Annotated in this window: 9 protein-coding genes; 2 read left to right on the top strand and 7 right to left on the bottom strand. The window is 71.5% G+C overall.

Annotated features, from left to right (window positions below; all coding sequences use genetic code 11):
• The coding region (locus tag VKG64_12855) for an MFS transporter (protein ID HKB25931.1) at positions 1-922 on the top strand (922 nt) is incomplete at its 5' end.
• 42 nt (positions 923-964) lie between these two features.
• Here VKG64_12855 and VKG64_12850 read toward each other — a convergent pair.
• From VKG64_12850 to VKG64_12840, 3 genes are read right to left on the bottom strand one after another with little or no spacing between them, the layout of a single operon-like run.
• Complete coding sequence (locus VKG64_12850; GenBank protein ID HKB25930.1) at positions 965-1,738, bottom strand: dienelactone hydrolase family protein; 774 nt, start codon at positions 1,736-1,738, stop codon at positions 965-967.
• A gap of 19 nt (positions 1,739-1,757) precedes the next feature.
• Positions 1,758-2,246, bottom strand: a complete 489-nt coding sequence (locus tag VKG64_12845; protein ID HKB25929.1) for an aromatic-ring-hydroxylating dioxygenase subunit beta — start codon at positions 2,244-2,246, stop codon at positions 1,758-1,760.
• Position 2,247: 1 nt separating this feature from the next.
• Positions 2,248-3,489, bottom strand: coding sequence for a Rieske 2Fe-2S domain-containing protein (locus tag VKG64_12840; protein ID HKB25928.1), 1,242 nt, complete (start codon positions 3,487-3,489; stop codon positions 2,248-2,250).
• 88 nt (positions 3,490-3,577) lie between these two features.
• Between VKG64_12840 and VKG64_12835 the strand changes: the two genes are divergently transcribed.
• On the top strand, positions 3,578-3,964 hold the full coding sequence (locus tag VKG64_12835; protein HKB25927.1) for a VOC family protein: 387 nt from the start codon (positions 3,578-3,580) through the stop codon (positions 3,962-3,964).
• Between the two features lie 27 nt (positions 3,965-3,991).
• On the opposite strand, the gene VKG64_12830 is transcribed toward VKG64_12835, so the two are convergent.
• The 4 genes from VKG64_12830 to VKG64_12815 all read right to left on the bottom strand — a co-directional run bounded on the left by VKG64_12830 (position 3,992) and on the right by VKG64_12815 (position 7,117).
• Positions 3,992-4,837, bottom strand: a complete 846-nt coding sequence (locus VKG64_12830; GenBank protein ID HKB25926.1) for an amidohydrolase family protein — start codon at positions 4,835-4,837, stop codon at positions 3,992-3,994.
• 88 nt (positions 4,838-4,925) lie between these two features.
• On the bottom strand, positions 4,926-5,975 hold the full coding sequence (locus tag VKG64_12825; protein HKB25925.1) for an LLM class flavin-dependent oxidoreductase: 1,050 nt from the start codon (positions 5,973-5,975) through the stop codon (positions 4,926-4,928).
• The gene (locus VKG64_12820) at positions 5,972-6,640 is read right to left on the bottom strand and encodes a DUF1614 domain-containing protein (GenBank protein HKB25924.1); all 669 of its coding nucleotides are present in this window, start codon (positions 6,638-6,640) and stop codon (positions 5,972-5,974) included. The genes VKG64_12825 and VKG64_12820 overlap by 4 nt, the downstream gene beginning before the upstream one ends.
• A gap of 21 nt (positions 6,641-6,661) precedes the next feature.
• Positions 6,662-7,117: a VOC family protein gene (locus VKG64_12815; protein ID HKB25923.1), complete on the bottom strand. Its 456-nt coding sequence runs from the start codon at positions 7,115-7,117 to the stop codon at positions 6,662-6,664.
• Between the last annotated feature and the right edge of the window lie 31 nt (positions 7,118-7,148).

Here is a 7,148-nt window from a genome sequence, read left to right as displayed (position 1 = left end):
CGTCACGTCGGTCGAGCAGCTCTTCCTCGCCCGCCTCGTCCAGGGCTTCTTCGCGGGCTTCACGCCGATGGCGATGGCGCTCGCCAGCGTGTCGGCGCCCGCCGACAGGGTGCCGACCGCGATCGGGATGGTGCAGTCCGCCCAGCTGCTCAGCGCGGCGATCGGGCCGGCCGCCGGCGGCTACGTCGCCTCGCACCTCGGGATCCGCTACGCCTTCTTCATGACGGCGGGGCTGTGCGCGGTGGCCCTCGTCGGGCTGATCGTGCTCTTCCAGGAGGTCGCGCCGGGAGGCCGGCGCGCCCCGCGGGCGGCCATCCCCCACCTGCCCCTGCGGCACATGTTCCGCTACGCTCATTTCCCGCTCGTGCTGGGGCTGCTCCTCGTTGCGCAGTTCCTCGACCGCGGACTGGCGCTGCTGATTCCGCTCCATGTGGCCCACCTGCCCGGCGTCGAGGCGGTCGCGGCGATCTCCGGTGTGATCATCTCGGTCGCCGCCGTCGCGGCCACGATCTCGGCCACCTTCGCGGCGCGGCTGTCGCGCGGCATCCCCGCCGCGCAGCTGCTCATGCTCGGGCTGCTCGCCGGCGGCCCGCTCTGCGCCGCGATGGCGCTGGCCCGCGGCTGGCTCACGCTGCTCGTCCTGCGCGCGCTGCTGGCACTCTGTCTGGGCAGCGCGCTGACGCTGGCCTACGCGCTCGGCGCCCTCATCGTGCCGAGCGACAATCGGGCCGCGGCGTTCGGCTGGCTCGCCATGGGGGTGCAGTTCGGGACCGCGGCCAGTCCCCTCGTGACCGGCGCGCTCGCGGCCGTCAGCATCCCGGGCGCGTATCTTCTCTTCGGCGGGCTCGCGTGGGCCGGCGCGGGCCTCCTCGCGGTGGGAGGTCGCGGGCTCCGGTCCTACCCCGAGCGGGCGGCGGGCTGAGGGCGGAGCCCGCCGCCCGGAGCATCCGGTCTTCCGGCGCGGTCAGCGCTTGGTGTTCTGGGTCACGAACTCCCGCACGCGCCGCCACGCGTCCGCGGACGCGTCGGCGAACTCCTTCTGCTTGCGGTCGAAAAAGCTGTGCGGGGCGCCGGGGTAAACCGTGAAGCTGTGCTTGACGCCGGCCTTGCGGCACGCGGCGTCGAACTCGTCGACGGCGGCCTGTGGAATTCCCTCGTCGGCGCCGCCAAAGAGCGAGAGGACGGGGCACGTGTAGCGGCCGACCGTGTCGATCGGCTTCGGCCGGTCCGGCCATCGCTTGAGCCCGAGCGGCCAGCCGTAGAAGCCGATCACGCCGGCGTAGCCGAGGCCGCTCGCCGCCTGGAAGTAGGACAGCGCCCCGCCGAAGCAGAAGCCGACCGAGAACAGCGCGCGCACCCGTCCGCCCTCCGGGCTCTTGAGGTACGCGCCCGCGGCAGCGATGTCCGCCAGGAGCGTCTCCGGCTTCGTCTGCGGCACCTGGGCCATGAAGTCGAAGCTCTCGCCGCGATCCTCGGACGGCGCCGTCCGCGCGAAGAAGTCGATGGCGACCGCGTCCACGCCCACCTCGGCGAAGCGGTCGGCGAGCTCCTTGTAGTACGGGTGCAGGCCGCGCACGTCCGGGATGACGACCATGCCGGCGCCCGAGGGCGTGCCGGCGCGCGCGGCGTGGGCCATGACGCGCGTGCCGTCGGCCGACGTCAGGCGCAGGTCGTGGGAGCCGGCGGAGCCGCCGGCGATCGGGCGAATCGGGGGTCGGGAGTCGTTATCGACGCACATGGGACCTCCTGAGCGTGGGTTACAAAGGGATCGCCAGCAGCGTGTCGAAGCGGCTGCTGTCGCAGACGACGATGCGCTCGCGGAAGCGCAGCGTGCCGCCCTCGTCGACCAGGACGTCGAGATAGCGGCCGGTGGCGAAGAGGTCCATCGTGCCGTCGCGCACGATGCGGACCACGAGGAACGGGGTCTCGGCGCGCACGCCGCCGTCGGTCTCGCCGAGGATCGCGGGCAGGCCGACCAGGTGACGGTACGTCTGGCGCTCGTAGACGCTCGCTTGGCGGAGCGCCGTGACCCGGTCACGGAGCATGCCCCGGGAGTCGGCGTAGACGACGCCCACCTCGAGCCCCTTCCGGTGGTTGTCGGCCGACGTGATCTTGTAGACGCACTGCTCGACGAAGAAGCCGGGCCAGGTCTCGAGCCGGTCGTCGTCGATGGCGCGCGCGTAGTCGGCGTTCAGCGCGGAGACGAGCGGCAGGAGGTCGGCGGCCGGCAGGTCCGTCGCCGCCACGTCAGTAGCCCATGTAGCGCCGGTACGCCTTCCAGAACCCGCGCACCGAGGCCTCGGTCGCGCGGGTGTCCTGCGACTCGGCGCCCTCGCCGCCCATGTTGACGACCGACACCGCGTCGGCGGCGGCCGCGACGCCGCGCTGGACGAAGCCGCCGACGCAGCCGTCCTCCATGGACACGTAGCCCGCGGGCCCGACCAGGTTCGCCTGTCGGAGCCGCCGCCGGCGCATCGCGGGCGTGTCGTCGGCGAAGCCGAAGTACGTCCAGTGGAGCTCCATCGCGCCCGGCCCCTTGGGGAGAATCTGGCGCACCGCGAGGCTGTTGTAGATCTGCTGCAGCACGAAGTTGGGGAACACCGTCAGGATCTGCAGCTTGACCCCGTCGCCGAACTCGTCCACGGCCTCGAGCAGGCTCGGATCGGCGAGGCGATAGCCGGCGTGATCCGCGCGGAGGCCCTGCTCGCGATACGCCCCGCCCTCGCTGTCGTCGGCCCGGTCGAGCGTGGCGCTCGCGTGGTGCGCGCCGTCGGGGCTCACCACCACGCCGCCGCCCTGCGTGAGCCGCGTGACGCGGAAGGACGTGAAGAACGCGTGGAGCAGGCTCGCGTGGTAGGTGTCCTTCACGTTCTCGGCGTAGAGCTTCCAGTTGTTCGGCAGGGCCTGGACGAAGCGGCCGAGCACCTGTACCGGCTTGCCGAGCACCCGCGCGACGCGCCGCCGCACCTCCTCGCCCAGGTACTGCTCGATCGGCGGCGCCTGCGGGGACAGGCTCGCGAAGACGAGGCCGCACAGCGTCGTCGTGCGGAGCTTCCGCGGCCCGTGCTCGGCCTTGCAGAAGTCCGCCGGCATCCCGCCCCGGCCGTGGGATCCCTTCTCGAACGCGACGCCGACGAGGTTGCCCTCGAGGTCGTAGCTCCACGCGTGATAGACGCACTGGAAGCGCTTGGCCACCGTGCCCGCGTCGTCGAGCGCGATCAGCGCGCCGCGGTGCGCGCACCGGTTCTCGAAGGCGTGGATCGCGCCGTCGTCGCCGCGCACGACGATGACCGGCATCTCGCCCACGAACGTGGTGCGGAAGTCGCCCGGGCGCGCGACGTCCGATTCGAGGCCGACGTAGTTCCAGACCGGGCCCTCGAACAGGCGGCGCAGCTCGTCACGATAGTTGGCCTCGTCCTGGTAAACCCAGTAGGGCACGCGGGCGAGCGTCGCCCCGGGCCAGGCGCGGGGCGCGGCAGGAGTCGTCATGCGCGGTCTCCTTCCGGTGAGCTGCGCGCACGTGAGGATAGCACACGGACGCTGTACACTAGCGCCCGACCGGTTCCGGAGGTGCTCCATGGCGATCCAGCTCGATCACGTCATCGTCCCTTCGCACGACCGAACCGCCGCGGCCAGGTTCCTGGCCGACCTCCTCGGCGTGCCCTGGGAGCCGTCACAGGGCGACTTCAGCCCCGTCTACGTCAACGAGACGCTGACCCTCGACTTCGCCGAGCGGGAACGGTTCGAGAGCCATCACCTCTGCTTCCACGTCGGCGACGACGAGTTCGACGCGATCCTCGGTCGCGTCCGCGCGGCGCGGATCGCGTACCGCAGCCGCCCCCACGGCGGGGACGACCTGCAGGTCAACACGCGCCTCGGCGGGAAGAACGTCTACTGGCAGGACGCGGACGGCCATCTCTGGGAGATCCTGACCGTCAGCTACGCCCGCGCCGCTTCGCGGTGACGGCGGCACGACTCGCCCGCCGCGGCGTCAGGTCCGCTTGGGCACCGGCCAGCCGAGCCACTCGCAGACGCCGCGCCCCATCACCCACTCGAGGTCCTCGCCCGTGAGCCACGGCAGGTGCTCGGTGAAGAGCGTGATGCACTCGTAGTAGGTGCACGGCATGCGGGTGAGGTCCGTGCCCCAGAAGGTCCGGCGCGGGCCGAAGGCCTCCACCAGCGTGCGGATGTGCGGGTGCAGGTCGCGGAACGGGTAGCCCTCGGTGGATAGCGACGGCATCCCTGACGCCTTGACGGCGACGTTCGGGCGCTTGGCGAGCGCGCAGACGGCCGGCAGGTCCTCGAACACCTTCGGGCCCTTGGCGCGGATGTTGAGCCCGACGTGGTCGATCACCAGCTTGAGACCGGGATGCTGGCCCGCGATCCGGTCGAGGACGTCGAGCGAGCCCGGCATCAGGACCATGAGCGGGATCCCGGCCCGCTCCGCCGCCGGCCACAGCCAGTCGGCGGTCCCGTCGGTGAGCCAGGGGCGATACCGCTCGGTGTGGAACGTGAAGCGCATGCCGAGCATCCCCGGCTGCTTCTTCCAGTCGGCCAGGAGCGCGCGGCTCTCGGGCCGCTCGAGCGCCAGGCGGCCCATGACGGCGAAGCGGTCTGGGTGCAGGCGCGCGGCCTCGAGGGCCAGGTCGTTGCGCTCGCCCTCCCACGAGGGCGGCACGAGGACGATGCGGCCCACCCCGGCCAGGTCCATCTCGAAGAGCAGCATGTCCTTGGTGACCGGGTAGGGCTTCTGGGCGTCCTGCGTCCGGCCCGGCGGCCAGGCACGGTTCGGCGTGTCGGCGCCCCAGATGTGAACCTGCGAGTCGGCGATCAGCATGGCGGGTCCCCCGTCGATGTGATTCTGCGGCGGACGATAGCCGCGTGACGCGCCACGGTCAAGGTCGATCGCACGGAGACTGCTCGCCCTAGCGCAGCCCCGCCGCGTGGAGGCGCGGGAACACGACGTCGCGGAAGGCGCGGATCTCCGGCGTCGGCGCCGCGAACGTCTGGAACGGCATGAGGTAGAGGTTCCGCACGCCGAGCTTGGTCATCTCCGCGATCCGTCCGGCGCAATCCTCGGGCGTCCCGATGAGCCCCAGCGCCTCGCAGAGCTGGGCGACGACCTCGTCCGGCACGAAGGACGTCGCCTCGATGGCCGCCTCCCAGTCGTGCGCGTGCGAGAGATCGGGATAGATCTTCCATACCGCGTCGGGAATTTCGAGCTTCGGGAGGCGGAGCCCGGCGGGCTCGAGCCAGCGGCCGCCCCAGCGGAGGATTCCCCAGTGGACGGCGATCGGCCGCGCCGCTCGACGCGCCGCCTCGACGGTGCTCGCCGTCCCCGTCCGCACCGCCCAGACGATCTCGAGGTCCTCGAGCCGGCGCCCGGCGCGCCGCGCCCCGCGCTCGAGGGACGCGAGGGCCGTCGCCACGATGCCCCGGTTGAAGCCCACGAGGAGCAGCACGCCGTCGGCGATCTCCCCGGCGACCTCGATCGCCTTCGGGCCCGACGCCGCCATCAGCACCGGGATGCGCCGCCCCGAGGCGAAGGCGAGCCTCGCGGGCGTGCCGCCGAAGTCGACGGTCTCGCCGGCGAGCAGCGCTCGCACCGACGAGATGCAGGCGCGCATCTCGGCGAGCGTGGCGGGCTTGCGCCCGATCGTGCTCGCGGACGTGTAGCCGGTGCCGATCACGAACTTCACGCGGTTGGGCGCGAGCTCCTCGACCGTCTGGATCGCCCCCGCGAGCACCGACGCGTGGCGCGTGAAGGGATTGGTGACCGCCGGAAAGAGCGCCAGCCGGGAGGTCCGGCCGGCGGCCTGGCCGAGGGTGACGAACGTGTCGCGGCACAGCACCTGGCTGTCGAGGATCCCGACGCCATCGAAGCCGGCGGCTTCGATGCTCTGGATGAGCGCCGTGAGCTCGGGCACCGGCGCCGTGCCCGGAACCCGCAGGTGCACACGCACCGGCTCGGTCATGCGAGGAGTCCCGCAATGATGCCGGTGAGGAACACCCCGTCGAACGTCCCCGCGCCCCCGATCGAGACGATCGGCGCGCCGAGGTCGGCGATCCTGCCCAGGTTGAGGAGGTCGGCGCCGACCAGCGTGCCCATCGACCCGGACACGTAGGCGACGGGCGGCGCCTTGCGAAAGGCGAGGAGCAAGGCGATCCCGGCGGCCACGAGCGGCGGGACGAACATCGGGACGACGATGCCCATGCCGGGAACGATCCGCGCCAGGCTGTGGACTACCGCCGCGACGAAGGCCACACCGATGAGCATGCGTCCGTACAGCCGCGTCCGGAGGACCAGGTAGAGCGATATCAGAATTGGAATCAGCGCGCCGCCGACGTTGAGCGCCACGACCGTGGCGCCCTGTTCGATCGTCTCGGGAACGAAATACGTCCGGCCGAACATCGAGAACTCGTGCGGGCGCAGGACGTGCCGGACGGGAATCGAGTAGAGCGGGATGTTGACGTGGCTCCCCAGGAGCGAGAGCAGCATCACGGCGAACGCGTACCGCGGGTGGACGCCGACCTTGCGGTACGCGTACGCCAGGACCCGCATCTCCACGAGGAGCAGGAACACGCCGAGCAGAACGAGCAGGAGGAGCAGGAGCAGGAGCGTGAACGGCGAGGAGATCACTGGACGGGCCCGGCCGCCGGCCTATCGGTCGAGCGCCAGCGGCGCGTCCCGATCGCCCCGTCCCTGACGGAACAGCTCGCGGGCGTGCGGCAGCTCGTAGTAGATCTCGAGCAGATTGCCGTCGGGGTCGTGGAAGTAGATGCTCTTCTGGCTCACGTGATCGACGGCCCTGGTGATCGTCACGCCGTGCTCCTGGAGCGTGACGTAGGCGTCCTTGAGCGCCTGCTCGCTGTCCACCAGGAACGCGACGTGCCGGACGCCGACCCCGCCCGGCGTCGCGAGCGGCGCGGCCTGCGGATCCGCCGCGGGGAAGAGATCGACCGTGTGGCTGAGCCCCTCGAGCGCCATGAAGACGCCGCCATGCTCGGGGTCCTCCTCCACCACCTCGAAGCCGAGGACCGTCGAGTAGAACTTCTTGGACCGCTCCACGTCGGCCACCCGCAACGCGACATGACCGAGTCGCTTGAGCTGGATCATCGGCCCCTCCTGCCGAGACTCTAATCGGTGG

The organism is Candidatus Methylomirabilota bacterium (genome assembly GCA_035260325.1).
Taxonomy (GTDB): domain Bacteria; phylum Methylomirabilota; class Methylomirabilia; order Rokubacteriales; family CSP1-6; genus AR19.
Note: the sequence above shows the minus strand (reverse complement) of the source record. Positions and strands in the feature narration are given on the sequence as shown.